At 36.6% G+C, this 1,643-nt stretch carries 1 protein-coding gene and 1 pseudogene; one reads left to right on the top strand and one right to left on the bottom strand.

The features are described 5' to 3' along the window. Positions 1-140 precede the first annotated feature (140 nt). Positions 141-323 (bottom strand): annotated as a pseudogene (locus A194_RS19940) (Rdx family protein); the annotation flags it as partial. Positions 324-496: 173 nt separating this feature from the next. Between A194_RS19940 and selD the strand changes: the two are divergent. Further along, complete coding sequence (gene selD, locus A194_RS0116205) at positions 497-1,555, top strand: selenide, water dikinase SelD (RefSeq protein ID WP_083834338.1); 1,059 nt, start codon at positions 497-499, stop codon at positions 1,553-1,555. Positions 1,556-1,643 lie beyond the last annotated feature (88 nt).

The raw sequence follows: 1,643 nt of genomic DNA, 5'->3' as shown, positions 1-1,643 counted from the left end.
TCGTGTATTGGTGGAATATTTCTTAATAAATTCATTCAATCGCCCCATAATTTAATTATCTCAACGCCATTATAGCCTAATTGAGTGCCAACAATAAAGAAGCCCACCGTTTAACTAAACGAGCGGGCTATCTATCGGTTTTAAGATTTCATTTCTTTAATAACATGCTCAGCCTCAGGAAATACACCAGTATCTAGTTTTGAATATAACTTTTCACCATCAACTGTTACTTCAAAAGCTCCACCAGACGCTGGTATCAATTTCATTTCTGAAATGTCGTGACGGAATTCAGTAAATAGCTCATCTGCGAAACTCGCAGCTTTTGGCGCGTAGTTTCACTGCATGCAAAACTCAATTGATACTTTATAACTCATAGTTTCTACCCCCTTCTTTAAATACTAGCCTATAAAATAACATAACCTTTTTCAACAATTTTCAATCATTTTCTAGTAAAATGTAAATGAATATACTATTGTAACCTTTGGAGGTGATTCATATGAGTAAGGAACGTGATGAAATTTTACGTCTAACTTCCCTTTCATCTAAAGCTGGTTGAGGTTGTAAACTCGCACCGAGCGAGCTGACTCAAGTGTTGAGTCAAGTAGAACGAAAATCAGATGACCCTCAAGTATTGTATAGTCAAAACAGTTCAGACGATGCAGGTGTTTATCAAATAACAGATGAACTAGCAATGGTTCAAACAGTTGATTATTTCACTCCAATTGTCGATGATGCATACACATTTGGACAAATTGCAGCCGCTAATGCTTTAAGTGATGTTTATGCTATGGGTGCTGATGCGAAAACAGCTTTAAACATCGTTGGTTTTTCTGTGAAGAAATATGGATCAGATGTATTAGCTGAAGTGCTTCAAGGGGCTGAAGATAAAGTACATGAAGCTGAAGCATCTATTATAGGTGGTCATTCGATTGATGATGATGAACCGAAATTCGGTCTGTCTGTAACTGGGTTCGTGCATCCTAATCAATTATGGACGAATAGTCAAGCACAAACAGGTGATGTACTAGTTCTTACGAAACCAATCGGTATTGGAATCATCACAACAGCTATTAAGAAAGGCAAAGCATCTCAACATTTAGCAGATGAAGCGATTAAATGGATGGCTCAATTAAATAAGTATGCAGCAGAACATCTACGTCCATTCAAGCCGCATGCTGTAACAGATGTCACAGGTTTTGGGTTATTAGGTCATGCTTTAGAAATTGCTAAAGGTAGTGAAAAATCACTAATTATAAACCATGATCAAGTTCCTGTTATTCAAGGCGTTAAAGAACTTGTTGAACAAGGTGCTGTTCCTGGTGGTACTAAAGCTAACCTTAAATGGTTAGATCAAGATGTAACATTTGAAGCACAAGTACAGGAAGAGTCAAAGTTAGTCTTAGCTGATGCAATTACTTCAGGTGGATTATTAATCTCAATGGATCGTAATCAAGCTGAGCAGTATGTTAAACAAATGGATGAAGTGTTTGGCGATCGAGCTTATATTATCGGTGAAGTTATTGAAGGGTCTGAAAAAAGTATTTATGTAAAATAAAAATGCACGAGGTTTGAGAGAACTAATAGTTAATACAAAAACCCGAACGAAATCACATTTTGAATTCGTTCGGGTTAAGCTTTTAGCT

Origin of the sequence: Alkalibacillus haloalkaliphilus C5 (genome assembly GCF_000269905.1) — a bacterium.
Taxonomy (GTDB): Bacteria; Bacillota; Bacilli; order Bacillales; family Alkalibacillaceae; genus Alkalibacillus; species Alkalibacillus haloalkaliphilus_A.
Note: the sequence above shows the minus strand (reverse complement) of the source record. Positions and strands in the feature narration are given on the sequence as shown.